Annotated in this window: 21 protein-coding genes and 4 pseudogenes; 8 read left to right on the forward strand and 17 right to left on the reverse strand. The window is 73.5% G+C overall.

What is annotated here, in order from left to right:
* Positions 1-249 precede the first annotated feature (249 nt).
* The 3 genes from ACFZB9_RS35455 to ACFZB9_RS35465 all read right to left on the reverse strand — a co-directional run bounded on the left by ACFZB9_RS35455 (position 250) and on the right by ACFZB9_RS35465 (position 3,349).
* The gene (locus ACFZB9_RS35455; RefSeq protein WP_391454096.1) at positions 250-1,977 is read right to left on the reverse strand and encodes a hypothetical protein; all 1,728 of its coding nucleotides are present in this window, start codon (positions 1,975-1,977) and stop codon (positions 250-252) included.
* A complete protein-coding gene (locus ACFZB9_RS35460) occupies positions 1,974-2,702 on the reverse strand; it encodes an ABC transporter ATP-binding protein (protein WP_391454098.1) in 729 nt (242 codons plus the stop codon). Before ACFZB9_RS35460 ends, ACFZB9_RS35455 begins: the two co-directional genes overlap by 4 nt.
* Positions 2,703-2,860: 158 nt before the next feature.
* A complete protein-coding gene (locus ACFZB9_RS35465; protein WP_391454100.1) occupies positions 2,861-3,349 on the reverse strand; it encodes a glutathione peroxidase in 489 nt (162 codons plus the stop codon).
* Positions 3,350-3,640: 291 nt separating this feature from the next.
* Here ACFZB9_RS35465 and ACFZB9_RS35470 point away from each other — a divergent pair, with 291 nt between their 5' ends.
* Positions 3,641-3,970 carry an RICIN domain-containing protein gene (locus ACFZB9_RS35470; protein WP_391454101.1) on the forward strand — a complete coding sequence of 110 codons (330 nt, stop codon included), beginning with the start codon at positions 3,641-3,643 and terminating at the stop codon, positions 3,968-3,970.
* Positions 3,971-4,258: 288 nt separating this feature from the next.
* On the opposite strand, the pseudogene ACFZB9_RS35475 reads toward ACFZB9_RS35470, so the two are convergent.
* Together ACFZB9_RS35475 and ACFZB9_RS35480 are read right to left on the reverse strand one after the other, a co-directional pair.
* Positions 4,259-4,399 (reverse strand): annotated as a pseudogene (locus ACFZB9_RS35475) (DNA mismatch repair protein MutT); the annotation flags it as partial.
* Positions 4,396-4,571: pseudogene (locus ACFZB9_RS35480) on the reverse strand (XRE family transcriptional regulator); the annotation flags it as partial. The pseudogenes ACFZB9_RS35480 and ACFZB9_RS35475, both read right to left, overlap by 4 nt.
* 316 nt (positions 4,572-4,887) lie before the next feature.
* Between ACFZB9_RS35480 and ACFZB9_RS35485 the strand changes: the two are divergent.
* Complete coding sequence (locus ACFZB9_RS35485) at positions 4,888-5,322, forward strand: ML domain-containing protein (RefSeq protein WP_391454103.1); 435 nt, start codon at positions 4,888-4,890, stop codon at positions 5,320-5,322.
* A 151-nt stretch (positions 5,323-5,473) separates the two neighbouring features.
* On the opposite strand, the gene ACFZB9_RS35490 is transcribed toward ACFZB9_RS35485, so the two are convergent.
* Complete coding sequence (locus ACFZB9_RS35490) at positions 5,474-6,061, reverse strand: hypothetical protein (protein WP_391454105.1); 588 nt, start codon at positions 6,059-6,061, stop codon at positions 5,474-5,476.
* Positions 6,062-6,372: 311 nt separating this feature from the next.
* On the opposite strand from ACFZB9_RS35490, the gene ACFZB9_RS35495 reads away from it, so the two are divergent.
* Entirely contained in the window at positions 6,373-6,699 is a 327-nt protein-coding gene (locus ACFZB9_RS35495) for a hypothetical protein (protein ID WP_391454107.1), read from the forward strand.
* On the opposite strand, the gene ACFZB9_RS35500 is transcribed toward ACFZB9_RS35495, so the two are convergent.
* Entirely contained in the window at positions 6,671-7,921 is a 1,251-nt protein-coding gene (locus ACFZB9_RS35500) for an MFS transporter (protein ID WP_391454109.1), read from the reverse strand. The genes ACFZB9_RS35495 and ACFZB9_RS35500 overlap by 29 nt on opposite strands.
* A gap of 96 nt (positions 7,922-8,017) precedes the next feature.
* On the opposite strand from ACFZB9_RS35500, the gene ACFZB9_RS35505 reads away from it, so the two are divergent.
* Complete coding sequence (locus tag ACFZB9_RS35505; RefSeq protein ID WP_391454110.1) at positions 8,018-8,803, forward strand: AraC family transcriptional regulator; 786 nt, start codon at positions 8,018-8,020, stop codon at positions 8,801-8,803.
* Between the two features lie 133 nt (positions 8,804-8,936).
* Here ACFZB9_RS35505 and ACFZB9_RS35510 read toward each other — a convergent pair.
* The 4 genes and pseudogenes from ACFZB9_RS35510 to ACFZB9_RS35525 form a co-directional block, all read right to left on the reverse strand.
* Positions 8,937-9,677 (reverse strand): annotated as a pseudogene (locus tag ACFZB9_RS35510) (molybdopterin dinucleotide binding domain-containing protein); the annotation flags it as partial.
* A gap of 92 nt (positions 9,678-9,769) precedes the next feature.
* Positions 9,770-9,859 (reverse strand): annotated as a pseudogene (locus tag ACFZB9_RS35515).
* Between the two features lie 216 nt (positions 9,860-10,075).
* On the reverse strand, positions 10,076-11,287 hold the full coding sequence (locus tag ACFZB9_RS35520; RefSeq protein WP_391454112.1) for an RNA polymerase sigma factor: 1,212 nt from the start codon (positions 11,285-11,287) through the stop codon (positions 10,076-10,078).
* Entirely contained in the window at positions 11,284-11,655 is a 372-nt protein-coding gene (locus ACFZB9_RS35525) for a YciI family protein (protein WP_391454114.1), read from the reverse strand. The genes ACFZB9_RS35520 and ACFZB9_RS35525 overlap by 4 nt, the downstream gene beginning before the upstream one ends.
* A 378-nt stretch (positions 11,656-12,033) precedes the next feature.
* Between ACFZB9_RS35525 and ACFZB9_RS35530 the strand changes: the two genes are divergently transcribed.
* Complete coding sequence (locus ACFZB9_RS35530) at positions 12,034-12,459, forward strand: VOC family protein (RefSeq protein WP_391454116.1); 426 nt, start codon at positions 12,034-12,036, stop codon at positions 12,457-12,459.
* Between the two features lie 445 nt (positions 12,460-12,904).
* Here ACFZB9_RS35530 and ACFZB9_RS35535 read toward each other — a convergent pair whose 3' ends face one another.
* Positions 12,905-13,213 carry a DUF4193 domain-containing protein gene (locus tag ACFZB9_RS35535; protein ID WP_391454118.1) on the reverse strand — a complete coding sequence of 103 codons (309 nt, stop codon included), beginning with the start codon at positions 13,211-13,213 and terminating at the stop codon, positions 12,905-12,907.
* Positions 13,214-14,152: 939 nt separating this feature from the next.
* Between ACFZB9_RS35535 and ACFZB9_RS35540 the strand changes: the two genes are divergently transcribed.
* A complete protein-coding gene (locus tag ACFZB9_RS35540; protein WP_391454120.1) occupies positions 14,153-16,438 on the forward strand; it encodes an AMP-binding protein in 2,286 nt (761 codons plus the stop codon).
* A 32-nt stretch (positions 16,439-16,470) separates the two neighbouring features.
* On the opposite strand, the gene ACFZB9_RS35545 is transcribed toward ACFZB9_RS35540, so the two are convergent.
* The gene (locus ACFZB9_RS35545) at positions 16,471-17,979 is read right to left on the reverse strand and encodes a hypothetical protein (protein WP_391454122.1); all 1,509 of its coding nucleotides are present in this window, start codon (positions 17,977-17,979) and stop codon (positions 16,471-16,473) included.
* A 223-nt stretch (positions 17,980-18,202) separates the two neighbouring features.
* On the opposite strand from ACFZB9_RS35545, the gene ACFZB9_RS35550 reads away from it, so the two are divergent.
* Together ACFZB9_RS35550 and ACFZB9_RS35555 are read left to right on the forward strand one after the other, a co-directional pair.
* Positions 18,203-19,027 (forward strand): SAM-dependent methyltransferase, encoded by an 825-nt coding sequence (locus ACFZB9_RS35550; protein ID WP_391454123.1) that lies wholly within the window; start codon positions 18,203-18,205, stop codon positions 19,025-19,027.
* A gap of 264 nt (positions 19,028-19,291) precedes the next feature.
* Positions 19,292-20,842, forward strand: a complete 1,551-nt coding sequence (locus tag ACFZB9_RS35555) for a PTS transporter subunit EIIC (RefSeq protein ID WP_391454125.1) — start codon at positions 19,292-19,294, stop codon at positions 20,840-20,842.
* A gap of 41 nt (positions 20,843-20,883) precedes the next feature.
* Here the strand turns inward: ACFZB9_RS35555 and ACFZB9_RS35560 are convergent, their stop codons facing one another.
* The 4 genes from ACFZB9_RS35560 to ACFZB9_RS35575 all read right to left on the reverse strand — a co-directional run bounded on the left by ACFZB9_RS35560 (position 20,884) and on the right by ACFZB9_RS35575 (position 23,732).
* Positions 20,884-21,087 (reverse strand): cold-shock protein, encoded by a 204-nt coding sequence (locus ACFZB9_RS35560; RefSeq protein ID WP_391454126.1) that lies wholly within the window; start codon positions 21,085-21,087, stop codon positions 20,884-20,886.
* Between the two features lie 132 nt (positions 21,088-21,219).
* Positions 21,220-21,837, reverse strand: a complete 618-nt coding sequence (locus ACFZB9_RS35565) for a flavoprotein (RefSeq protein WP_391454127.1) — start codon at positions 21,835-21,837, stop codon at positions 21,220-21,222.
* Positions 21,838-21,984: 147 nt separating this feature from the next.
* Positions 21,985-23,460 (reverse strand): lanthionine synthetase C family protein, encoded by a 1,476-nt coding sequence (locus ACFZB9_RS35570; protein ID WP_391454129.1) that lies wholly within the window; start codon positions 23,458-23,460, stop codon positions 21,985-21,987.
* A 110-nt stretch (positions 23,461-23,570) separates the two neighbouring features.
* A complete protein-coding gene (locus ACFZB9_RS35575; protein WP_391454131.1) occupies positions 23,571-23,732 on the reverse strand; it encodes an FDLD family class I lanthipeptide in 162 nt (53 codons plus the stop codon).
* Positions 23,733-23,813: the final 81 nt, after the last annotated feature.

The raw sequence follows: 23,813 nt of genomic DNA on the forward strand, positions 1-23,813 counted from the left end.
GGCCGCGGGGAATCATGGTGCCACGAAATGCCACTCGTGCATCTGAGTTGAGCAAACTCTGCGAATGTCCGCTGGGGTGTCCGGGTGCCCGGGTGTCCGGTCCGGGTAACCAGGCCGGGTGTCCGGTCCGGGTGTCCGGTCCGGGAATCCGACTCCCTTGCGCCCTGGTGGGTGGAGCGGCCCCTCGTGCCGCCCCACCCGCGTCCCAGCGGTCCTGTCCTGTCCGACCCGGTCCGGTCCGACCCGGGCCTACCCGTCCCGCCGCGCCGCCGGCCGGGAGAGGCCGGTCAGCTCCGTCGCCCTGGTCCGCGCCCACCCGAGCAGCACGGCCGCCGCCACCAGGCCCACCGCGGCCGCCTGGCCGCAACTCGCCGCCGTGTCCGCGCGCAGCGCCTGCGCGAACGGCAGGGTCAGCGCGAGGACGGCCGCCGCCGGTCCGGCCGCGTACCAGGCGGCGAAGAGGAACAGGCCAAGGCCCCCGGAGGTCGGGGACTTGTACATCAGGTCGCGCCGGGTCGCGCCCCGGCAGGTGTTCACCAGCCCGGCCGCCACCAGGGCCGGCACCACGGCCGGCGCCAGCCAGACCGCCGGGCCCGCCCCGGACAGCGCCGCCGCGCCGGCCCCGATCAGCCCGATCAGCACCCCGGCCACGCTGGGCACGATCGCGTGGCGCAGCATCAGCGAGGCGAACGGATAGGGCGACCAGGCGGCCCGCCGCACGTCGTCCGTCTCGATCCGGGCCGGCTCCAGGAGCTGGGCCACCGCCAGGTAGCCGAAGACCAGCGCGACCGCCGTCGTCGGCACCGACGGCTTGCTGCCGATCCCGTGCGCCAGCATCGCGCAGAGCAGCGCCGGCACCGTCAGCAGCACCGCGCGGCCGAGCCGGGCGGGGGAGCGCAGCAACGCGGTCGCGTCCCGCCAGGGCACCACCAGCCAGGCCCGGCGCGGCATCGGCAGCCGCACCCGGCGCACCCGCGCGCTCCCGGCCGCGCCGCTCACCGCCAGCCGCGCGGCCCGCAGCTCCACCGTGCGCAGCGCGGCCACCACCCCCGCCGCCGTCCGGGCCCGCTCCCGCAGCCGGCCCAGCGGCACCGTCCCGGCGGCCCGGTCGGCGAGTACCAGGGCGCCCGCGGTGCTGAGGAGCAGCAGCGCCGCGGCGAGCCAGCCGCCGGGCACCGCGCCGCGGGTGGGCGACAGCGCGGCGATCCCGGCCCAGCCCCACGGCCCCGACCACAGCTCGACCAGCTCCAGCCAGTGCACCCGGTGCCCGGCCACCGCCAGCGCGCTCTGCGCCGCGAACACCAGCACCAGCACCGTCGCGGCCGGGGTGAGCCGGCGCACCCAGCGGGCGGCGGCGTCACTGCGCTCCACCAGCAGTCCGGCGCAGGTGGCCAGCAGCGGCAGGCAGGCCCCGCCGAGCAGGCACCAGCCGAGCGCCGCCGGCAGCCCGACCCGCAGCAGCAGCCCGAGCGCGACCATCGCGCCCACGGCCGTCACCAGACCGGGGAAGACCGCCAGCCCGCAGGAGAGCCAGAACCACGGCCGCAGCACCGGGCGCGGGCGCACCGGATGGGCGAGCAGCCAGTCGGTGGCCGCCCGGGGCGGCACCACCGGGCCGCGCCACAGCCCGTCGCGGACCGCGAGCAGCACGAAGGCCAGTCCGACGGCGGCGATGCCGCTGGGCATGGCGGCGAGCAGGTCGCCGCCGTGCGCGGTGTAGTCGGCGCCCATCGAGGCCTGCAGGAAGAGCCCCAGACTCGGCACCCCGCCCCAGATGATCAGGATGAGCAGCACGCAGTAGAACGCGAAGCCGATCTGCTTGGCCCGGTTCAGCCGGTACGGTGCCCGCAGCGCGCGCAGCAGGGCGAGCGTCTCGTCGGTCCAGTCGTCATCGTCGCTCCAGGCCTCGGGCTCGACCGCCTCGACCGCCTCCGCTGCCTCCGCTGCCTCTGCCGTCTCCTCTGTCTCGGCCGTCACCGGGCACCGACCGCGTCGCCGCTGTCCAGGATCTTGCCCGGCGCCCCCTGGGCCACGATCCGGCCGTCCTCCAGCACCACCACCCGGTCCGCCAACTCCCGCGCCAGATCCGTGTGATGGGTGACCAGCAGGACGGCCACGCCGTCCGCCAGCTCGCCGCGCAGCAGCTCGGCGAGCCGCTTGCGGGCCTCCGGGTCCAGTCGCTGCTCCGGCTCGTCGAGCAGCAGCAGATCGCGCGGCCGCACCAGTGCGCAGGCCAGCAGCAGCGCCTGGAGCTGGCCCGAGGAGAGCGCGGAGGGCAGCGCGTCGGCCCGCTCGGTGAGCATCCGGTCCGCCAGCACCTGCTCGACCCAGTCGCGGGCGTCGGCCACCCCGTGCGCGACCGCGACCAGCAGCAGGTGCTCGCGCACGGTGAGGTCGGGGTAGTGCGCGACGGTGTCGCCGACCACCGCGACCCGGGCCCGGATCCGCGGGTCGTTCTCGTCCATCGGGAGCCCGTCGAAGCGGACCGTCCCCTTGGTCGGCAGGTCTCGCCCGGCCGCCACCCGCAGCAGGGTGGACTTACCGGAACCGTTGTGGCCGAGCAGTGCGACGCACTCGCCGGCGGCCACCGCGAGGTCCACCGGGTGCAGGACCTCCCGATCGCCGTAGGAGCGGCTCACCCCGGTCAGTTTCAGCAGTGCCGGGCGCGCGGGGGTGCGTGCTGCGGCGGATTTCTTGGCCATGCGGACGGTGCCTCCAGAGGTGACTGTCCGCCCACCCTAGCGACCCATCCTTTACGGCCAGGGCGGCGCCTAATACCTCCCCTCTGCAAACCAGTCCGCCCCGGCACGAACCCCTCGGAGTTCGCGCCGGGGCGGACTGCCGTCCGGCTATGCCCTGGTCACCCCGGCAGCTGGGCCTCGATCGCCGCGACCAGCTCCGCGTCCGACGGCTCGGTCCGGGGCCGGAACCGGCCGACCGCGGTGCCGGCGGGGGAGATCAGAAACTTCTCGAAGTTCCACTGAATGTCCCCGGCGTCCCCGGCCGCATCCGCGAGCGCGGTCAGCTCCTGGTAGAGCGGGTGACGGCCCTCGCCGTTCACCTCGATCTTCGACAGCAGCGGGAACGAGACGTTGTAGTTGATCTGGCAGAAGCTCTGGATCTCCGCCGCGCTCCCCGGCTCCTGCCCACCGAACTGGTTGCACGGCACCCCGAGAACGGTGAACCCGCGCTCCGCATACCGCTGCTGCAACTCCTCCAGCCCCGTGTACTGAGGCGTGAGGCCGCACTTCGAGGCCACGTTGACCACGAGCACGGCCTTGCCGGCGAAGTCGGCCAGGCTGGTCGGCTCGCCGGCCAGGGTCTGCAGGGGGATGTCGGTCAGACTCATGGGATGGTTCCCTCCGGAAGGTGCTGCCACGGACAACGGGTTCCTTTCTATCAGGGCCATCGAGCAGCCGTTCGTTGCAGTGCCCCTCCTTCATTGAGGCGAGTTCAACACCGCCCTCACGCCTGGGCGCGCTCGGGGGCGGGCGCGGGCGGATACTGCCCCGGAACGTGGCCCACTACTTGCCCCGAGACCCTGACAGCCCCGTGCCGCTCGACCTAGGGTTTTCTCAACTCGCCGTGCTGTGCGGCGAATTGCCTTCCCGGGATGTCCCGGGAAATGGGGGGAGCAGCAATGCGCAGTCGTGTACGTTCAGCCGTGCTCGCGGTCTCGGTGACGGTCTGCATGGGGGCCGCGGGGGTGGCCCAGGCCAGTGCCCACAGCAGCGCGGACAGCGCGGCCGGGGTGCGGATCATCAAGGTGGCGTCGGTCTCGCAGATCCCGACCGTGAGCAACCACGCCAAGGTCGTGCCGAACGCCATCTACCAGGTGACGATGACCAACAACGACCGGGGCCAGTGTCTCGACGGCGACACCAACACCATCCCCAACAACGGGGCGAAGGTGCAGCTCTGGGGCTGCAACGGCTGGTCCAACCAGAACTGGACGCCGCACAACGTGTGACGCACAACGGGTGACCCACGCGGGTGAAGGCGGGCCCACCGGTGGCCGGTTCTCCAGGACGGGGAGCCGGCCACCGGCAGACTTGCTCCCTGTACTGGGCCGTATTCGGCATCGCAGCGGTCACCGGCGCCCTGGCCTTCGGCACCCTGCGACGCCTGCCGCGTGACTGGCCGACCGGCCGACGGTTCCTGCTGGACCGCGCCGGGCGGCGGCGCCCAGTCGGCTGAGCGGCTCCATGCCCCTGCCTGGCTCCTTGAGGGTCAGGCAGGGCTTTCGTCGTCCGGGGACTTATCCCAGGTGGGGAGTCGCCCGGTGCTCCAGGAAGTGCTGGAGCCGGAGCCGCTGGGTGTGGTGCATCGGCAGATCTTCGATCTCGGCCGGGGCGACGAACTGGAGGTCGGTGGATTCGCTGGAGATTCGCAGTTCTCCTCAACCGGTCGGGCGGTGTCCCACACTGCGTCGAAGCTCGCAGCATAGGTATCGAAGAGCGCCCCCGCGCCAGCCTGTTGTAGAGCGTCGTCCCGTGGGTGCGGATCGTGATTCCGGGGGTCCCCACGAGGGGCCGGTAGTGCATGAGCGCGAGCCTGCAACGGGACTCGATGGCCGCGACCAGCTCGACGTCCGACGGCTCGGTCCGGGGCCGGAACCGGCCGACTGCGGTGCCGGCGGGGGAGATCAGGAACCGCTCGAAGTTCCAATGTCACGTCACGCCAAGGATGGTGACGGGCAGTCGGCAGCCAAGGAGCTGCCCTCGGTCTGTCAAGGAGTAGTAGCGCGGTGACGATCGGACTTGCCGCCGGGCTGTCGTCGTCGGCCGGGTACGTTCCCGCCATGGGCAGTGTCGCCAGGGCGCATCGGCGGGGGGCTTCGTTCCGGATTTCCCTCACACAGAGGGGTCGCGACGATACTCTGTGTCCATGGCAAAGTGGAGTTACGTAAACGCAGGCAGCGAGACGGATAGGCTCCAGATCGAGAGCATCACCGTTACCCCCGACCCCCCGAAGCCGGGCGCCGACCTGAAGGGCGTCATCAAGGCAACCGTCACGGCCGAGATCACCGACGGCGCCTACGCCGAGGTCACGGTCAAGCTGGGCCTGGTCAGGCTGCTCCAGAAGCGATACGACCTGTTCGCGGAGCTGAAGAAAGATGGGTCCCCGTGGAGCCTGACGGCCGACTCGGGTGGCGGTGCACCCGTCGCGCCCGGCAAGGTGGAGTTGACGTTCGACGGGAGCCTTCCCAGGGAGATCCCAAGGGCCAAGTTCACCATCAGCGTGCGCGCTTACACGGTTGACGACGAGGACTTGGCCGCCCTTGACGCCCAGGTCGATTTCCTGTCCGCCGATGTGCGGTGACGCTGGTCTTCATCGGTCGGAGCCCCTGGCCTCTCAAAGCCTGCGCAAGTCCGTGTCGGGGCGAAGTGCAGTCCGGCTGTGACGAAGGGCCCGGTCGGTCGCTACCGGCGGGGCCCTTTCTCCACGGCACCGCTCAGCGCGGCCGTGCCTGTCAGCCGGCGTTGATGACCTCCCCGCAGACGATCGTGCCGTTGAGCGTGACCGCTTGGCTGGGATCGTAGGTGGCGACCATCTCGGTGTCAGTCAGCGTGACCGTCCAGGTGTCGCCGGTCTTCGTCGCCTTGACGCCGGTTGCGTCGTTCTTCACGTAGCCGCCGACGTGGGCGGCGGTACTGACCGGCATCATCCAGCCGGTGCCCGACTGGACGCCGGCGACGCTCGGGCCGCCGGCGTTCTGGTCCGACGGCGCCTGGAAGGACTCCAGCTCGCCCTTGATGACGGTGCAGGTGCTGTCGGCAGCCTTGATGGAGCCGGACTCCGAGCCGCTGAAGGTCACATCGGCGCTGCCCTTGCCGGCTTTCGCCGGTGGGCTGGTGACGGTGCCCCCTGCTGCGGACTGTGCCGAGTCGGTCGTCGCCGCGCCTGCGGACGTCGAGGCCCGGGCCCCAGGTGCGGCGGCGCTCTTCGCAGTGCTCGACGATCCGCATCCGGCGAGGGATATCAGCATCGCGCCGGCCATGAGTCCGGTGACGGCGCGCCGCAGGTGGAGTTCGGTTAGTGACATGTTCTCGCCCCTCATTTCTCGTATGAGTACCCGATGATCACCGTGCCGAGTATGGCAGGCGGCCGTCGGTCCGGGGGCGGAGGTTCGAGCCGGAAGTACTGGACTGGGCTTCCTGATCAGGTACATGGCGCTCACTCAGGGAGAATCGCACCCTTCGGGAAGGGTGGTCCGTCAATAAATCAGTGATAGCTCGCCAGTTCCAGTGGAGCCATCGACAGAACCACATGGGGGACATGACGCCTAATCATGAGTGGATCAGGGCATCGTTCGTGCGCTGCGCTCTGATCATCCCGGGCGTGAAACCCATGCGAACAAGGAACTCCCTGATGCGATTCCGTCAAACCACCGTCGCCGCACTCGGCGCCCTCGCGCTCCTCGTCGCCGTCCCCAGCTCGGCCAACGCCGCCACCGGGAACTTCCGCTACAAGTTCGGGCCGGGCGTTCCCACCGGGCTGGCCGATCCCGAGAGCGGCAAGTGCATCAACCTGCCCGGGGCCACCGAGTTCGACCCGGCCTTCGCCCCGGAAAACGACACCCGGTCCACCGCCACGGTCTTCCTGGACTTCGGCTGTCAGGGCGACACGTTCTACGTGATGGACCCGGGTAAGAAGCTCGGCGACCGACTCAAGCTCCGGTCGGTCGTCTTCTCATAGTCACAGCGGCTCCTGAGGGCCCCGCCGGTCGCCACCGGCGGGGCCTTCGCACGTCGCCCGCCGGCCCCGCCGCGACGGCGAGCGCTGCCCCCGCCGCAGCCGCACCCAGGGCCGTCACCACCGGCCAGCCGCCGTGTTGCCAAGCGAGCGACCCCGCCAGCGAGCCGAGGGCGATGCCGAGGAAGCGCAGGGTGAAGTAGCAGGTGTTCAGCCGGCTGTGCAGGTCGGCCGGGAAGTGGGCGAACAGCGCGCTCTGGCAGACGACTTGGTTGCCCCACGTCCCGACGTCGAGCACCACCACCCCCGCCAGCAGCCAGCCGAGCGAGCCGGCGCCCGGCAGCAGCAGTGCCCAGCCGGCGAGCACGACGGTGATCAGGGCGGTGAGCGCGCCGCGTTGGCCGAGGCGGTCGGCGAGGCGGCCGATGGGTGGGGAGGCGAGGGCGCTGGCGGCGGCCACCAGGCCGAACAGGCCGATCCCGGTGGAGTCGTAGCGGTAGTGCTGGGCGAGCAGGAAGGTCAGCGCGGTCCAGAACGCTCCGAAGGAGACCCCGACCAGGCCCCCGGAGAGTGTCACGCGGCGGACCAGGGCATGCCCGGTGAACAGGCGCGGCAGCGAGGCGACCGCGGCCCGGTAGGAGGTGCTGCCGGTGGGCACGGCGGCGGGGAGGGCGCGCCACAGGAGGACGGTCAGCAGCAGGGTGAGGCCCGCCGAGCACCCGTAGACGGCGCGCCAGCCGCACAGCTGCGCCAGCGCACCGGAGTACGCGCGGGCGCCCAGCACCCCCACCAGCAGGCCGCCCTGGATCGTGCCCACCACCCGGCCGGGCCGCTGCCCGCCCGCCAGCGCGACGGCCAGCGGCGCCACCAGCTGGGGGACGGGGGAGCACAGGCCGAGCGCCAGGCTCGCCGCGACCAGCCACGGCACGCCCGGGGCCAGCGCGCAGGCGGCGAGCGCGAGGGTGGCGGCCGCGCCGAGCAGCAGGATCAGCCGGCGCCGGTCCTGGCTGTCCCCGGCCGGGACCAGCAGGGCGATGCCGAGCGCGTAACCGAGCTGGGTGGCCGTCGGCACGGCGCCCAGCAGCGCGGGGGCGCGGTGGAGGTCGTGGGCGGCGGCGGTCAGCAGCGGCTGGTTGAGGTAGACGTTGGCGGCGGTGACCGCGCCGGCGGCGGCCAACAGCGTGGTGCGGGTGTGGGTGCGATGGTCGGAGGAGGGTGTTGTCACGTGGTCCCACGCTAGGGAGCGCGCGCTGTGGCATGCTTTCGCGGTTGTGACGTCCACTGTCGAGAGTGCGCCAATCCATCGGAGGGACGGGGAGCGTTGTTCGAGAAGAGCGAGAACCGGGACGACTACCAGCGGGTACCGAGGCCGCTGGCGGCGATGGCCCGCGACCTGCCCGACCGGCACCACATCCCCGATCACCACCACCGCCGCTCCCAGCTGATCTACGGCACCACCGGGGCGATCACCGTCGACACGGCCCACGGCACCTGGGTGGTGCCCGCCACCCGCGGGGTCTGGGTGCCGGCCGGCGTCACCCACGCGATGAGCTGCATCGGCGCGGTCCGGATGCGCACTCTCTACATCCGCCCCGCGGCGGCGCCGCGCCTGCCGGCGGTCCCGACCGTGGTGGCCGTCTCCCCACTGCTGCGCGAACTCATCGAGGCGGCCACCCGGATCCCCGTCGAGTACGAGGTCGGCGGGCGCGACGGTGCGGTCATGGACCTGCTGCTGCGCGAACTGGAGCCGCGCCCGGTGCCGGCCCTGCACCTGCCGTCCGCCGCCGGGGACCAGCAGCTGGCCGGGCTCTGCGCCGCGATCCACGCCGAGCCGGGCCGGTCCTGGACGACCACGACGGCCGCCGCGCACGCGCACCTGAGCCCGCGCACCCTGCAACGCAGGTTCGGCACCGCGACCGGGATGACGCTCTCGCACTGGGTGCAGCAGTCCCGCCTGCTGCACGCCGTGACGCTGCTGGCCGGCGGGGTCCCGGTGACCACGGTGGCCGCCCGGCTCGGTTATGCGACGCCGAGCGCGTTCACGGCCATGTTCCGCCGGGCGCTGGGGGTCGCCCCGAGCAGCTACTTCGCCACACCCGGGGAATAGCGCCCGGGAGACCTCAGCAGACGTCCCGGCTGTAGCGCCGCTCGGCGGCCAGCTGCTTCAGGTGGGCAGCGGCCTCCTCCTCGCTCAACCCGCCGTGCGTACAGGCGATTTCGCGCAGCGCCCGGTCGGCCGCATGGCTGGAGTCGCCGAAGGCGAGCACCGCGTAGCGCAGGTCGGCGAAGCGGGCGGCGTCGGCGGCGCTGAGGGCCTGCCAGAAGCCGGTGCCGTTGTCGGGCGCGTCGCCGTCGCCGAAGGTGCTGCTGATCACCAGCAGGTCGGCGCCGGACGGCAGGGTGTGCGGCGCGCAGTCCGCCATGTCGCGGACGGTGGTGGGGTGCCCGGCCGCGGTGAGGCGCCCGCCGACGGTGGTGGTGAACTCCTCGGCGTTGCCGGTCTGGGAGGCCCACAGGACCACGACCTGGCGGGCCCGCGACGCCGCCGCACCGATGTCAGGGCCGATGTCAGGGCCGGTGTCAGGGCCGGGCCCCGCCTGCTCCGGCGCCGCCGCCGTGCGCGAGTAGGGGCCCGCCGGCAGGCCGTCCACCCGCACCGCCCGCGCGCCGACCCGGCTGAGCACCACCGCGCAGGCCTTGAACTCCGGCTGGAAGGAGATCGGATCCACGGCGTCGTTGGTCACCGCGTTGACGCTTCTGTACGCGCCGAACAGGTCGTTCCAGTGGAACGGCGCGAAGCAGTTCCCCGGTCTGACCCGCTCGGTGACCACAGCGGGCAGCACCGCCCGCCCGCGCCGGGAGGCCACCTCCACCTCGTCCCCCTCGGCGATGCCGAGCGCACCGGCGTCCTCGGAGTGGAGTTCGACGAACGGGCCGGGGTTGAGCCGGTTGAGCTTGGCCACCTTCCCGGTCTTGGCAACCCTCGCGGACCTGGCCGCGGACATCGCCGGGATCGGCTACCCGGGCGCCGCCCTGGGCTAGGGCCGACCCGGCGGAGGGGGGTGTTGCGCTGCGGAGAAGACAGGATTCGAACCTGTGTGGGCATGCACCCGACCGGACCTTGCGGCCCAGGTCCCCGATAAGCCGCTCCGGGCACCTCTCCTCGTGCCCCTCGGCCGGCTTTCGCCGCTCCCTGGGCACACGTCCACTGTGCCGCGGCCCGCTGACCGCGTGCTGACGCGGTCCTGACGGTTCCGCGCACGATCGGCGGGCCGTGGTGCGCCGGGGCGGTGACGGCCCGTTATCCGCCTGCCAGATCGCACCCAGCTCCCCGACTTCGAGTACGGTCCGCCCACGGCGTCCTCGTGTCCGCCGCTGGTCACGGTCGCAGCCGGGCGGCCCGGGACTCCAGGTAGCGCTGTTCGGCGATGCTGGCGGTGGATTTCGCGGCGCGCCGGTAGTGCTCGTACGCCCCGGCCCGGTCGCCGGTCTTCTCCAGCAGATGTGCCCGGACGGACAGCAGCCGGTGGTGCCCGGCCATCCGCTGGTCACCGTCCAGGGTGGCGAGCAGGGCCAGCCCGGCCGGCGGGCCCTGGGTCTCGGCGAGTGCGACCGCCCGGTTGAGGGTGACCATCGGGTTGGGCGCGATCCGTTCCAGGATCAGGTAGAGGGCGTGCACCTGCGGCCAGTCGGTCTCCCCGGCGGTGGCCGCGTCGGCGTGCGTGGCGGCGATGGCGGCCTGCAGCTGGTAGGGCCCGAGCGAAGGTCCGGCCAGCGCGGCGCCGGCCAGCTCGGTGCCCTCCTCGATCAGTGCGCGGTCCCACCGCGTCCGGTCCTGCTCGTCCAGCGGCACCAGGTCACCGGTCGCCGTGGTGCGTGCCGCCCGGCGGGCGTGGGTGAGCAGCATCAGCGCGAGCAGTCCGGTCACCTCGTCGTCCTCGGGCAGCTGCGCGTGCACCGTCCGGGCCAGCCGGATCGCCTCGCGCGCGAGGTCGGCGCGGTGCAGCGAACTGCCCGAGGAGGCGGTGTAGCCCTCGTTGAAGATCAGGTAGAGCACGTGCAGCACGACCCGCAGCCGCTCCTCCCGCTCCGCGCCCTCCGGCAGGCCGAAGGAGCTGCCGGCGGCCTTGATCCGCTGCTTGGCCCGGCTGATCCTGGCCGCCATGGTGCCCTCCGGCACCAGGAAGGCGCGGGCGATCTCGGCCGTGGTCAGGCCGCCGACCGCCCGCAGCGTCAGGGCGGTCTGGGAGGCCGCGGTCAGCGTCGGGTGGCAGCACAGGAACAACAGGACGAGGGTGTCGTCGGTGTCCGGTACGTCCTCGGGCAGCACCTCGGCAGCGGTCGCCGACTCCCGCTCGCGGCGGGCGTGGTCGCTGCGCAGCTGGTCGATCAGCCGCCGGGAGGCGACGGTCAGCAGCCAGCCACGCGGATTGTCGGGCACCCCCTCGGCCGGCCACTGGAGGGCCGCGGCGAGCACGGCCTCCTGCACGGCGTCCTCGCACCCCTCGAACTGGCCGTGCCGGCGTACCAGCGTGCCGAGGACCTGCGGCGTGAGCTCACGCAGCAGGTCCTCGAAGCCCGAAGCCGTCATGCCTCCAGGCTTCCGTCGCTGAACATCACCTGTCGCACCTCGACCCCCAGCCCCTCGATCGCGGTGTCCGGGATCTGCGTCGCCAGCTCGATCGCCCGCTCCTTGTTCTCGCAGTCGATCAGGTAGAAGCCGCCCAGATACTCCTTGGCCTCCAGGAAGGGGCCGTCGGTCACCACCGGCTGGCCGTTGCGCACGGTCACCACGGCGGCCTGCGACGGGTCGACCAGCGCCTGGGTGGTGATCAGCTCGCCGGACTCCTTCAGCGCCTCGATGAACCTGCCGTGGCCGGCGCCGAGCGCGGCCTGCTCCTCATCGGTCAGCGCGGCCAGCACGGCGGGATTGATATGCAGGCTGATCAGGAACTTCATCTCGTACTCCTCGTGGTTCGCGAGCCCCGTCCGGGGCCTTCTACCGCTTGGTCGGAGCCGCCGCCGGGTTCTTGACGTCCTCCGCGAGGACTTTCGCAGGAATTTCTCGCCGCCGCCTCGCAGGCCCCGCCGCCTCGCCGCCTCGCACGCCCCGTGCGCCTCGCCGGGTGAATCGCGGTTGCCCCGCCGAGCCGGCGGTGGCTAGGGTCGGTCGGTGGCTGCCGGGTCGGCCATGGGCCACGCACGAGTGAGGCGCCCGGCCTCGGCGTGAGCCCGGGGCGGGCCAGAGCCCCGCCGTACCCTCTCCGCGATTCCTGCCCGGCGCCCCGCGCGCGGCGCTCCGTTCCAGTGGAACCACGATCCGGAGAGGGACCACAGATGTCACAGGACCAGCACTCGCAGCAACTGTCTCCAGCCACCGACACCGTCCAGCTCAACCACACCGTCGTCCTCGCCAAGGACCGGCAGCTGTCGGCCGAGTTCCTCGCCATCGTCCTCGGTCTGGCGGTCGGTGCCCCGTTCGGGCCGTTCCTGCCCGTGGACCTGGGCAACGGCGTGACGCTCGACTTCTACCAGAAGAGCGATGAGCCGATCCAGCCGCAGCACTACGCGTTCCTGGTGCCCGAGTCGCAGTTCGACACCATGATCGCCCGCCTGGAGTCGCTGCGGGTCACCTACTACGCCGATCCCGGCCACAGCGAGCCGGGCCGGATCAATTGGCTCTTCGGCGGTCGCGGGGCGTACTTCGCGGACCCGGACGGCCACAACATGGAGATCATCACCCAGCCCTACAGCAGGCGCTAGCAGGTCCCCTGAGGCCCCGTGAACTGTGGCGGCCGGGCGACACCCTGGCGGTGCGTCTGCCGCGCCAGGGCCTGTCCTGGGCGGATGTGTCGGTGATCCGGGCATCGACCGCACGGCGGCCCGGCGGCTGCTCCCGAGGGGGTGGTGATCCGGCGGGCCCGGGGCGGGCACCTGCTCGCGTGCCGGCCTTCGGCTGACGGCGGGTCAAAGCGGGCCCGTCGCGATGAGAATCACACCGGTGGCGGGCCGCCGGCGGAGCGAGCGGGCCGCGGGCGGTGGTCCTGAGGCGGCGTTACGGGGCCGGGGTCCGCCCCTGGCGCCCGTCACCGCCGCTGGTAGCGACGGCGACGGGCAGGACCGCTGAAATCGGCGCCGCACTCCCGACGCCCCCCGGCAAGATCCATCAGGCAGGCCCTAGGGCCTGTCAGGCGAGCCCTGGCGTGACTCAGGAGCCGGAAGCGCAGTCACGGCAGATGGGGTGACCGTGCTTGTCCTCCCCGGCGAGCTGGGTGCGGTGGTGGACCAGGAAGCAGGTCATGCAGGTGAACTCGTCCTGCTGGAGCGGGATGACCCGGACGGTGAGTTCCTCACCGGACAGGTCGGCGCCAGGAAGTTCCATGCCCTCGGCGGCATCGGTCTCGTCGATGTCGACCGAGCCGCTGGACTTGTTGTCGCGGCGGCCCTTCAGCTCCTCGATGCTGTCATCGTTCGAGTCGTCGCTGCTGGTGCGCGGGGCGTCGTAGTCGGTTGCCAAAGCGGTGCCTTCTCGTCAGGTGGGCGGGCGGGATCCGGAGAGATGATACGTGCCAGCCTGCCCTGTCAGCGGCGCACCGGCGCGGTAGCCGGGGCGCTGTTCGGGTGACGGCCCGGCCCTGGCCCGTCATCGAGCCGTCACCGTCTCGCCGCCGAATCGTCACCGTGGCCTGGGCGCCGCCCTGTTGGGCGTTGACGGTCCGACCGACGGGGTGCCGCGCCGCGCGAGGCCGGCGGGAACCCGGGTCGGGTCGGCAGGCCCGAAGGTGACGCGCGGCACTCGGCGGCGGCCCGGCCGGGGTGCGCGGCCTCCCGCTCGGCGCTCGCCGGTCCGACGTTCGCCGGTCCGACGTTCGCCGGTCCGGTGCTCTCCGGTCCGGTGCTCGCCGGTCCGGCCGCTGCCCGCGAGCCCACCGCCGGCCGCGCGTCCGTGCTCGCTGTCGGCCAGGGCGGTCGCGAGTGGGGCGGTCGCGGGCGGGGCGGTCGCGGGCGGGGCCGCCGTCCGCGACCGCCGCCCGTTGCCGGAGGGCCGTCCGCGGGGCCTGCGGGCCGGGCGGGGGCGATCCGGGCCGTGGTGCGCTGGTCGCGCCCGTGGTCGCGCCCGTGGTCGCGGGGGCGGGGCGAGCAGCGCCGGCACCGCCGCGACCAGCACCGCCGCGACCAGCAGCCCGGCCACCGTGGCGGCGCCCGCGAGCCACCACCCGGCGCGCCGGGCCGGGCCCGTCCACCCGGTCCACGCCCTCAGCGCCGGGCCGGCCGGCACACCGCAGGGCGGCGCCGGTGCGGCGCACCGCAGGGCGCGCGCCGTCCACGGGACCGGGCACGTGCCTCCAGGCACCTCACTTTCGCCGAGGCCAGGTACCGGGTGAACGCTCCTCCCTACACTGGGTGTTGAAGTCACCGAGCAGTCTGTGATCCAAGGGATCTGGGGGCAGGGCGGATGCCGCAGGACGAACCGCGTGAGGACACCGGTACCGAGCACAGACGGCCGGACGCGCCGCGCCCCGCCACCGTGCACGCCGCCTTCGAGGAGCAGGCGCGCCGGGCGCCGCACGCCGTGGCGGTGCGGTGCGGCACGGAACAGCTCGGCTACGGCGAACTCGACCGCCGGGCCGACCGATTGGCCGCAGATCTGCGCCAACTCGGCCTGCCGCGCGGCGGCTTGGTGGTGGTGTCGCTGGGGCGCTCGCCGCTGCTCCTGGTCGCGATGCTCGGGGTGCTCAAGGCCGGTGGCGCCTATGTCCCGGTGGAGCCGACCGCGCCGGACCGTCTGCTGCGCCACGTGCTGGCCAGGGCCGAGCCGTTCGTCGTCCTGACCGAGGAGGCCCACCGGGTGCGGCTGGCCGACGCCACCGAGCGCCCGCTGCGCTGCCTGGACCGCGAGACCGAGGCGCCGCTCCCCGCCCCGCGTGCCGCCGCCCCCGAGGCCGTCGTCGAACCCGCCGACCTGGCCTGCGTCTTCTTCACCTCGGGCTCCACCGGCCTGCCCAAGGGCGCGCTGCTGGAACACCGCAACCTGCTGAGCGCCTTCCACGGCTGGCAGCGGGAGTTGGGCCTGACTCCGGCCGATCGCCATCTGCAGAGCACCACCTTCGAGTTCGACGTCTTCACTGCCGACTGGCTGCGCGCCCTCTGCTCCGGCGGCTCGCTGATCATGTTCGAGCCCAATGTCACCCTGGACAGCACGCCCGATCTCGGCGCGCTCTACCAGCTCCTGATGACCCAGCAGATCACCGTCGTCGGCATCAGCGCCCGGACGTTCCAGCGGCTCTACGCGCACATCAGCCGGTCCGGGCTGCGGCTGGGCTGGGTGCGGCTGCTCCTGGTGGGGGCCGAGAAGTGGTACCTGGACCAGCAGGCGGAGGTGCAGCGTTACCTGGGTGGGCGGGTCAGGGTGGTCAACAGCTACGGGACGGCCGAGGCCGGCATCGACAACCTGCACTTCGAGCCGGGTGACCTGGTGGAGCCGGTGACGCACCCCGAGCGGGTGTCGCTGATCGGCCGGCCCTACCCGGGGTCGGAGGCCCTGGTGGTCGACGCGGCCGGCCGGCCGCTCGGGCCCGGGGTGGTGGGGGAGATCCAGCTGTCCGGTGCGGTGGTCGGCCGCGGCTACCTCGGCGAGCCGGCGCTCACCGCGGCGCGGTTCCACCCCGTCGACGCCCGCCCCGGCAGCCCGCTGTGCTACCGGACCGGGGACGCGGGGCGGCTGCGCGAGGACGGCCTGGTGGAGTACCTGGGCCGGCTCGACGCGGTCGGCGGGGTCGAGGCGGTGGTCGAACTGGCGGAACTCGACGGCGTGTTGCGCTCCCACCCGCTGGTGGCCGAGAGCTGGGCGGCCGACATCGAGCCGGTGCCGGTCGAAGGGGCCCGGGCTGCGGCGACGGCGGTCGGTGCGGCGCGGCGGCCGTCGGTCCGCGTGGGGTACGTGGTGCCGGTCGAACCCGGCGCGCCGTTCGACGCCGGGCAGGTGCGGGCCTATGCCGTGGAGCGGCTGCCCGCCGGATGTGGACCGGACGTCGTGGTGCCGCTGCCGGCGCTGCCCCGCACCCGGGCCGGCAAGGTGGACCGCGCGGGCCTGCCGCTGCCGACCGCCCGGCCGCTCGACGCCGCGGGCCCGGGGCGCAAGGCGGGAGTGCCGCTCGGCAAGACCCGGGCATCCGCGCTCAAGGGCCGGTCCGCCGCGGGCAAGGCCGGCTGGCGCGCCGTCGCGGCCGGCTCTGCGGTCGCCGGTTCCGCGGTGGCCGGCTCCGCCGCGGCCGGGTCCGTCGCGGCCGGGTCCGTCGCGGCCGCGGCGCCGAGACAGCGCGGCTGGGTGAGGCTCACCCTGGTCTTCGCCGTGCTCGCCTACGTGCTGGCCCGGGTGATGTGGCCCGGCTCCACCAGCACGAGCGGGATCGCCCAGCCCTGGGCCGCGTTCTTCCACCTGCTCCACCTCATCGAGGACCTGGCGTTCGGCCTGGGCGTGGCCTTCCTGCTGCTGGGCCGCCCACGGCTGGCCCGGTTCGGCCGGGGCCCCGGCCGGACGACGGCCGCGTGGCTGTCGATCAGCTGGCTGCTGGCAGCCTGGTGGCCGCAGGACAACCTGTACCGGGTGACCTCGGCCTCCGACTACCCGGCCCAGGTGGGCCTGACGTACGGCTTCAACGTCACCCTGATGATCGCGGCCTGGGTGGTGCTCTGCTTCCTGCGCCCGCCCGGCCGCCCGGGATCTCCGGGGCGGAGTTGACGCAGGGGCAGAATCGGTTCCCGGCGGGCAGGTCAGTGACTCAGGCCGGTGAAGAGCCTGCCGAGGTCCGCGTTGGCGGCGCGGACCAGGGCCTCGGCGGTGTCCACCACGGCGCGTGACCGCGCCGCGATGGCCACCCCGACCGAGGGGACCGGGTCGAAGGCGGTATCGGGCAGCGTCGGCAGCAGCAGGGCGCCGTGGCGCTCGCAGCGGCGGGCGAGCCGCGCCAGGTGGTCGAAGAGGTGCTCCTGGGCCAGTCGTGCGCCCAGCGGAAGCTCGTCGAGGATCCGCACGACGTGGCCGGGGCCGCGGACGTGGTCCAGCCGGGCCTTGATCATGAAGGCGATGGCCGGGCCGGTCAGCCGCAGATTGGTCTCCATCGGGGCGAGCGTGCCGTCCGGGCCCGCGACGAAGTCGATGTCGTACCAGCCCCGGTAGCCGAGGCCGGCCAGCCTCCGTCCGACGTCCAGTCCGAACCTGGTGGCCCGCTCGGCGAGTTCGGCCGGCACCAGGCCGGGCCCCACGGTCGCGCCCTGGTAGCCGGTGCCGGCCACGTGCATCACCGCCACGCCGACGGGGTGGACGTGGCCGTCCGGGGCCACCACGGCGTCGAAGGTCAGGTCCCGCAGCCGGGCGGCGCCCGTGACGTAGGGCTCCAGGAGCATGCCGCCGCGGTCGCGGATCAGCGGGTCCTGGGCCATCAGCGCGTCGAGCAGCGCTCGTGCGCCCCCGGCCGCTGCCACCTGCCCGGGGGTCACCACCGCGGTGCCGAGCCCGGCGACGCCGTACTCCGCCTTGAGGACCACGGTCTCGCCGCGGGCCGCCGCCCGGCCGATGGCCCGGGTGAGCGCGCGCGGGGTGTCCAGCCAGCGGGCCCGGCGCACCGGCACCTCGGGGTGGGCGTCGGCCGCGGTCGCCCGGAAGAGTTCGAGTGCGGCCCGCTTGGACTCGAACCGCCTCACCAGCGCGGACACTTCGGCGCCTCCCTGGCCCTCGGACAGTGCCTCGCCCGGCGACCTGCCCCACGGGACGAGCGGCAGCCCGCGCTCGCGCAGCCGACCGAGCAGTGCCGGACGGGCGGTCAGGGCCGGCCAGAACCAGGCCTGTTCCGCGATCCCGCTGTGCACCTCGACCGGATCCCACTCCAACTGCCGGGTCAGCACGTCGAGCCAGGCCGGTTCGAGGTGCCGGGGGAGTACGACGACGGCCGGGTGCGGGCTGTAGAACGGCGTGAGCGCCGCGTACTGGTGGCCCTGACCCGGCCAGTCGAGCAGCACCTGTCGCCCGTTCGGCGATCCGGCCCAGCGCCGCAGCGCGCCACTCGCCGTCCGCAGCCCGGACAGCAGCGATCCCGGCAACGGCGATCCCGGCAACGGCGATCCCGGCAGCAGTGGGCTGGCGAAGAGGCCGGGATCGAGGAACTGGGCGTTGAAGTCGGCCACGTTCCCCAGGTGCACGCACCGCCGACCGCCGGTCCAGGCCTGCTCCCACGCCGCCGGTTCCACCGCGTCCACGAGCTCCGCCCGATCCCCTCGCACCACGGGCCGAGCCTACGGGGCTGCCCGATTCCCAGCCCGGGGATCGGAGAATCCGAGCGGGCATCATGAGCTCGCCGGCCGAGCCGCCACGGCCCGGCGAGCGCGGAAGTTCATCCGAGTTCTTCAGGGAGCCGGGCTGACGTCCCCTCACCTGCTGTGGTTCAGTTGCCCTCGACAAACGAGCACGGAGGGATGACGGGTGGAGAGTTTCGAGGGTGTCTCCTGGATGAGGCAGGCTCAGGAGGACCGGATACCGGAGGTTGACCTGCAGACCGACCGGGCCCACCCGGCCCGGGTCTACGACTACCTCCTGGGCGGCAAGACCAACTTCGCCGCCGACCGTGCCGCCGGTGACACGATCCTCACCGAGTGGCCCGGCTCCCGCGTCTCCACCCGCGCGGCCCGCGCCGTCATGCACCGCATGACCCACCGGCTGGCCACGGTGCACGGCGTCCGGCAGTTCCTGGACATCGGCACCGGCATCCCCACCGCGCCCAACCTGCACGAGGTCGCCCAGTCCATCGACCCGGCCGCCCGGGTCGTCTACGTGGACAACGACCCGATCGTGCTCGCCCACGCGCGCGCCCTGCTCAGCAGCACGCCCGAGGGCCGCACCGCCTACGTCGACTGCGACCTGCGCGATCCCGAGAAGCTGCTCGCCGACCCGGCGCTGCTCGGTGCCACCCTGGACCTGACCCAGCCGGTGGCGCTGACCCTGATCAACATCGTGCACTTCCTCTCCGACGAGGTCGCCCTCCCGCTCGTCGCGGAGCTGCTGCAGGCGCTGCCCGCCGGCAGCTTCCTCGCGCTGACCGCCGGCACCGCGGACTCCATCCCGCAGCGGGCCGAGGTCGCCTCCCGGCGCTACCGGGAGGCGGGCATCGAGAACTACCTGCGCACCCAGGCGGGCGTGGCGCGCTTCTTCGACGGGCTGGAGCTGGACGATCCCGGCGTGGTGCTGATCAACCGCTGGCACCCGGAGCTGGACGACGGCCCGGCCCTGGCGGACGACCAGGTGATGGCCTACGCGGGCCTCGGCCGCAAGCCGTAGCGCCGGCGGTCGGCCACTGGGTGGTCAGGGCGGTCAGGGTGGTCAGGGTGGTCAGGGCGCAAGCCTGAGCGGGTCCGGACGGCCCGCGCTGCGCCGATCGACGCGTTCCGTGCCCACCCGGCTCGTGGCGGCGGTCCGCCGCGGGCCCGGGCCGGTACCGTCGGCGCGGGGCGCGCGCGGTGGCAGCGCCGCCCCGGGCGACCGGGTGCCGAGCACGAGGGGCCCGCGCCCCCGCCCACCGGCACCGCAGCGGAGGCCAGCACCATGTCCGCCGACCAGGAACAGGCAGTCGCCGCAGCCCTGCTACCGCTGCTCGGCGGCGCCGGCAACATCACCGGCGTCGCCCACTGCATGACCCGGCTGCGCCTGGGCCTGCTGGACCGCGCCACGGTGGACGAGGTCGCGCTCACCGCGCTGCCGGCCGTGCTGGGCGTGGTCGACGGCGAGACGTACCAGATCGTGCTCGGCCCCGGCGTGGCCCGGGTCGCCCGGGCGCTGGAGGAACTGCTCGCGCGGCCCGGCACGGTGGCGTCGGGACCGGCGGGTGCCGAGCGGCCGGGCAGTAGCGAGTGGCCGGGGCGTACCGAGCGGGCGGGGAACACCGAGCGCATGGCGACGGCCGAGCAACTGGCCGCGCGCGGGGCGGCGCTGCGCGGCGCCGCGCGGCAGCGCAACGCCACTCCGGCCAAGGAGTTGCTGCGGCGGATCGCCGACATCTTCGTCCCGCTGATCCCGGCCCTGATCGGGGCGGGCGTCATCGCGGGCGTGGGCGGGCTGCTCACCACCCTGCACTGGCTGCCCGCGCTGGTCCCGGCGCTGAACGCGATCAGCGGCGGTTTCCTGGCGCTGATCGCGGTGTTCGTCGGCTACCACACGGCCCGGGTGTGCGGCGGCACACCGGTGCTGGGCGGTGCCGCGGCCGCGGTGATCGTCTTCCCCGGCGTCTCCCACGTCTCGGCGTTCGGCCAGCAGCTGACCGCCGGTCAGGGCGGTGTGCTGGGCGCGCTGGGTGCGGCGGCGCTGGCGAGCTGGGTGGAGCGCTGCTGCCGGGCCCGGGTGCCCGCCGCGCTGGACGTCCTCGTCACGCCGACACTGACGCTGCTGGTCACCGGCCTGGTCACGTTGTTCGGCCTGATGTTCGTGGCCGGACACGTTGCCACCGCGGTCGGGACGGCGGCCACCTGGCTGATGGTCCGGGGCGGTGCGTTCGCCGGGCTGCTGCTCGGCGGGCTCTTCCTGCCGCTGGTGATGCTGGGCCTGCACCAGGCGCTGATCCCGATCCACACCACGCTCATCGAACAGCACGGCTACACCGTGCTGTTGCCGATCCTGGCCATGGCGGGTGCCGGGCAGGTCGGCTGCGCCCTCGCGGTGTACCTGCGGCTGCGCCACAACGCGTCGATCCGGGCCACCATCAGATCCGCGCTGCCGACCGGGCTGCTGGGCGTCGGCGAGCCGTTGATCTACGGGGTCTCGCTGCCGCTCGGCCGGCCCTTCGTCACCGCCTGCCTCGGCGGTGCGGCCGGCGGTGCCTTCATCGGCCTGTGCAGCATGCTGGGCACGGAGGTCGGTTCGACGGCGATCGGCCCCTCGGGGTGGGCCCTGTTCCCGTTGCTGAAGGGTAACCACGGCCTGGGCCGGACCCTCCTGGTCTACGCCGGCGGGCTGTTCGTCGGCTATCTGACCGGATTCCTGGCCACCTACTGCTTCGGCTTCACCAGGGCGATGCTGGCCGAGCTCAACGCCGAAGGGGCGGGCGAAGCCGGCCCCGACGGCGATCCCGCGGCCACCGCCTTGACCGGCAAAGCCGGTTGAGGGCGGCCTGCCGGGCAGGCCGCCCGCAGAGCCCGTGCCGGCTACACCGGCACGACGCGCTCGGCCTGGGGCCCCTTGGGACCCTGCACCACCTCGTACTCGACCTTCATGTTCTCCTCCAGGGACCGGAAGCCCTGGCTCTGGATGGCGGAGAAGTGGACGAACACGTCCGGGCCGCCGTCATCCTGCTCGATGAAGCCGAAGCCCTTCTCGGCGTTGAACCACTTCACCTTGCCTGTTGCCATCGGTTCTGTCCTTCAGCCCTCGTCACGGCGCCACTTCGCCGGTACCGGCCGGGGCCCGTCGCGGCTCCGGCCCCTGAACCCTGCCACCCCGGCCGGTGTTCGCCCGGCTGATTCGCCGGTGTCGTCGGGGGATCATCCGGATGGGGCGGCGGGGCCGCTCTCACCCAGCCGGGCCAGGGCCTTCGCCGCGTACTCCAGGGCCGGGCCCAGGTCGCTGCCCCACCCGTCGGTGTCCTGGCCCTCGTGGACGGAGAGGCCGGTTTGGCGCGGTACCAGGAGGTAGCCGTCCTCCTTCAGGGTGCGCAGGTTGCGCCGGACCGCCGGGCGGCGCAGCGCGGTGGCGGGGATGGACGGCCCGATCACCACGGGGGCCATGGTGTTCAGCACCGCGCTCAGCGCGAGGTCGTCCGCGATGCCGGCGGCCAGCTTGCCGATGAAGTTGGTGGTGGCGGGCAGCACCACGACCAGGTCCGCCCATTCGGCGAGCTCCTGGTGCGGGACCCGGCCCAGCTCGGTGTCCCAGGCGGGCCCGCTCACCGGGGCCTGGGCGGCCGCGGCGATCGCCCGCCGGGACACCAGCGTGTCGGCGGCGGCGGTCAGGCAGACCCGCACCGACCAGCCGCAGTTCACCCGCAGCCACATCACCCAGGTCGGCATCCTCGCCACGTCGAAGGCTCCGGTGCCGACCAGCAGCAGCTGCCCGCGCGGGAGGTCCAGTGGGAGCCGCGCGGCGGACGGGGGCGTGCTCATGGGGGTGGTCTCCTCGGTGGTCCGGGCAGTGCACGGTCGGGCGGGGAATGGGGCCGGTCGGGGGACGCGGTGGGGGCGCGGATGTGGTGAGCGTGGGGACGTGGTGGGGCGCGGCGATGTGGTGAGCGGCGGGGACGTGGCGGGGCGTCAGGACAGCAGCAGGACGCGGTCCCAGGAGGGCTCGTCCAGCTCTGTCCCGTCCTGGCCGGGGCGGGGCAGCACCGACAGCAGCGCGGCGGCCACCCCGGCCGCGCCCTCCAGCACGCCGATGTTGTCCTGACCGGCCATCGGCTGGGACCGGTCCCAGCCGCCGTCCCGGGTGGCGGGGGCCAGGTGCTGGTAGCCGAACGGGGTCTGCGCGTCCCACTGACCGGCCAACTGATCGGCGAGCGTGGCGGCGTGGTCGAGCAGCAGCTGGTCGCCGGCCAGCCGGCCGAGCCGCCACAGGCTCTGCAGGAAGCCCGCCTGGCCGTGGCAGACGGTGGGGCCCTTCAGGTGGGCCCCGGTGTCCGGCCGGCTCAGCAGCGCGTGCGCGCTGTCCAGGGCGAGGTGGCGCCAGGCGTCCTCGCCGGTGAACTCGGCGGCCCGCAGCAGGGCGTTGGCGATGCCCGCGGCCCCGTAGCACCAGGCACCGCCGGAGGCCGCGGCGGCGAAGTGGGACGGTGGGGTGCGTTCGCCGCGTCCCCGGGCGACCTCGTCGTCGAAGGGCAGCCGCGGCTCCCAGTAGGGACCGAAGGCGTCGTGGTCGGCCCGGTCGGCCAGCCAGTCGCCGACCCGGTGCATGGCCTCCAGCTGGCCGTCCACCGTGACGCCCAGTTCCGTGCAGCGGGCGAAGAGCGCGAGCGGTCCCGCCATGCCGTGCGCCATACCGAGGTTGAAGTCCCCACGGGGGAAGAGCCTGCGGTCCGCCTCGGTCGGCTGCCGGTCCTGCGGGACCCACCAGCCGGGCAGCAGCAGGCCGTCCACCTCGGCCGGTGCGCAGACGGCGACGAGCTGGCCGAGGGCGGCGCGCAGGGCGGGCTCGGCCGCTGCCCGCTCCTGCTCGTCGCCCTCCGTCACGGCCGTGAGCAGCAGCCGGGCGGTCCCGGCCGTCCCGTTGATCAGGTCGTAGGACGACCAGCCCACCCCGGGAGCCTCGGATCGGGCCTGGCTCCGGGCCAGTTGGGTGCTCGCCACGTGCGCGGTCAGGTTGTGGCGCAGCCGTGGATAGTGCCCGCCGAGCCGGGCGACGGCCTGGACGGCGGCCAGCACCGCGGCGGGACCGTGGATCAGCCCGACCGATCCGGTGCCCGTCAAGCCCTTCGCGGCCACCGTGAGCTGGGCGTGGGCGGCGGGGAGCCGATCCGGGTCGTGCCGGGCGAGTTCGGCGAGGAACAGGGCCGCGCCGGCGGCGCCCTCCAGCGAGACCGCCGGCGCCACCCGGTGGTCCGGCCCCTGGGGCAGCGGCTCCCGTGGGGCGGCGAGCGCGTCGGCCACCCGCTCGACGGTGGTCCCGATCCGGGTGGTGGCGCTCGGGTCTGTGGCGCTCGGGTCTGTGGCGCTCTGGTTCGTGGTGGTCGGGTTCGTGGTGGTCGGGTTCGTTGCGGTCTGGTTCGTCGTGGTCCGGCTGGTGGGGGTGGTCACCGCTGGTGTTCCTCCGGTCGGCAGGCGGGGCGTGCTGGGGAACGGGCGAGGGGCCGGCGGCACCGGCCGCCGACCCCTCAGGTCCGGGCCAGGTCAGCCCTGACCGGTCGTCAGCAGACGCACTGGCTGACGCCGAGGCACGAGAGGCTGCAGCCGAAGCTGGTGAAGCCGGCCTCGGCGTCGGTGTCGGTCTCCTCGATACGGACGTCCAGGTCGAAGAGGTCGTCCAGCTCGATCTCGGTGCCGCGGGCCGGAAGCGTTGCAGTGGTCATGGGAATCTCCTTACAGGGTGGTGTGGATGGAGAAGCCGGGACGTGCGCACGACAGCATAGGGGCGCCGAATTGAGTGCTGC

Source organism: Kitasatospora sp. NPDC008050 (genome assembly GCF_042957465.1).
Taxonomy (GTDB): domain Bacteria; phylum Actinomycetota; class Actinomycetes; order Streptomycetales; family Streptomycetaceae; genus Kitasatospora.

Bases quoted from the DNA above. Each gene is read 5' to 3' on its own strand.
- ACFZB9_RS35460 (WP_391454098.1), bottom strand. From the start codon at position 2,702: ATGGCCAAGAAATCCGCCGCAGCACGCACCCCCGCGCGCCCGGCACTG.
- ACFZB9_RS35465 (WP_391454100.1), bottom strand. From the start codon at position 3,349: ATGAGTCTGACCGACATCCCCCTGCAGACCCTGGCCGGCGAGCCGACC.
- ACFZB9_RS35470 (WP_391454101.1), top strand. From the start codon at position 3,641: ATGCGCAGTCGTGTACGTTCAGCCGTGCTCGCGGTCTCGGTGACGGTC.
- ACFZB9_RS35485 (WP_391454103.1), top strand. From the start codon at position 4,888: ATGGCAAAGTGGAGTTACGTAAACGCAGGCAGCGAGACGGATAGGCTC.
- ACFZB9_RS35490 (WP_391454105.1), bottom strand. From the start codon at position 6,061: ATGAGGGGCGAGAACATGTCACTAACCGAACTCCACCTGCGGCGCGCC.
- ACFZB9_RS35495 (WP_391454107.1), top strand. From the start codon at position 6,373: ATGCGATTCCGTCAAACCACCGTCGCCGCACTCGGCGCCCTCGCGCTC.
- ACFZB9_RS35520 (WP_391454112.1), bottom strand. From the start codon at position 11,287: ATGACGGCTTCGGGCTTCGAGGACCTGCTGCGTGAGCTCACGCCGCAG.
- ACFZB9_RS35525 (WP_391454114.1), bottom strand. From the start codon at position 11,655: ATGAAGTTCCTGATCAGCCTGCATATCAATCCCGCCGTGCTGGCCGCG.
- ACFZB9_RS35530 (WP_391454116.1), top strand. From the start codon at position 12,034: ATGTCACAGGACCAGCACTCGCAGCAACTGTCTCCAGCCACCGACACC.
- ACFZB9_RS35540 (WP_391454120.1), top strand. From the start codon at position 14,153: ATGCCGCAGGACGAACCGCGTGAGGACACCGGTACCGAGCACAGACGG.
- ACFZB9_RS35550 (WP_391454123.1), top strand. From the start codon at position 18,203: ATGAGGCAGGCTCAGGAGGACCGGATACCGGAGGTTGACCTGCAGACC.
- ACFZB9_RS35555 (WP_391454125.1), top strand. From the start codon at position 19,292: ATGTCCGCCGACCAGGAACAGGCAGTCGCCGCAGCCCTGCTACCGCTG.
- ACFZB9_RS35560 (WP_391454126.1), bottom strand. From the start codon at position 21,087: ATGGCAACAGGCAAGGTGAAGTGGTTCAACGCCGAGAAGGGCTTCGGC.
- ACFZB9_RS35565 (WP_391454127.1), bottom strand. From the start codon at position 21,837: ATGAGCACGCCCCCGTCCGCCGCGCGGCTCCCACTGGACCTCCCGCGC.
- ACFZB9_RS35575 (WP_391454131.1), bottom strand. From the start codon at position 23,732: ATGACCACTGCAACGCTTCCGGCCCGCGGCACCGAGATCGAGCTGGAC.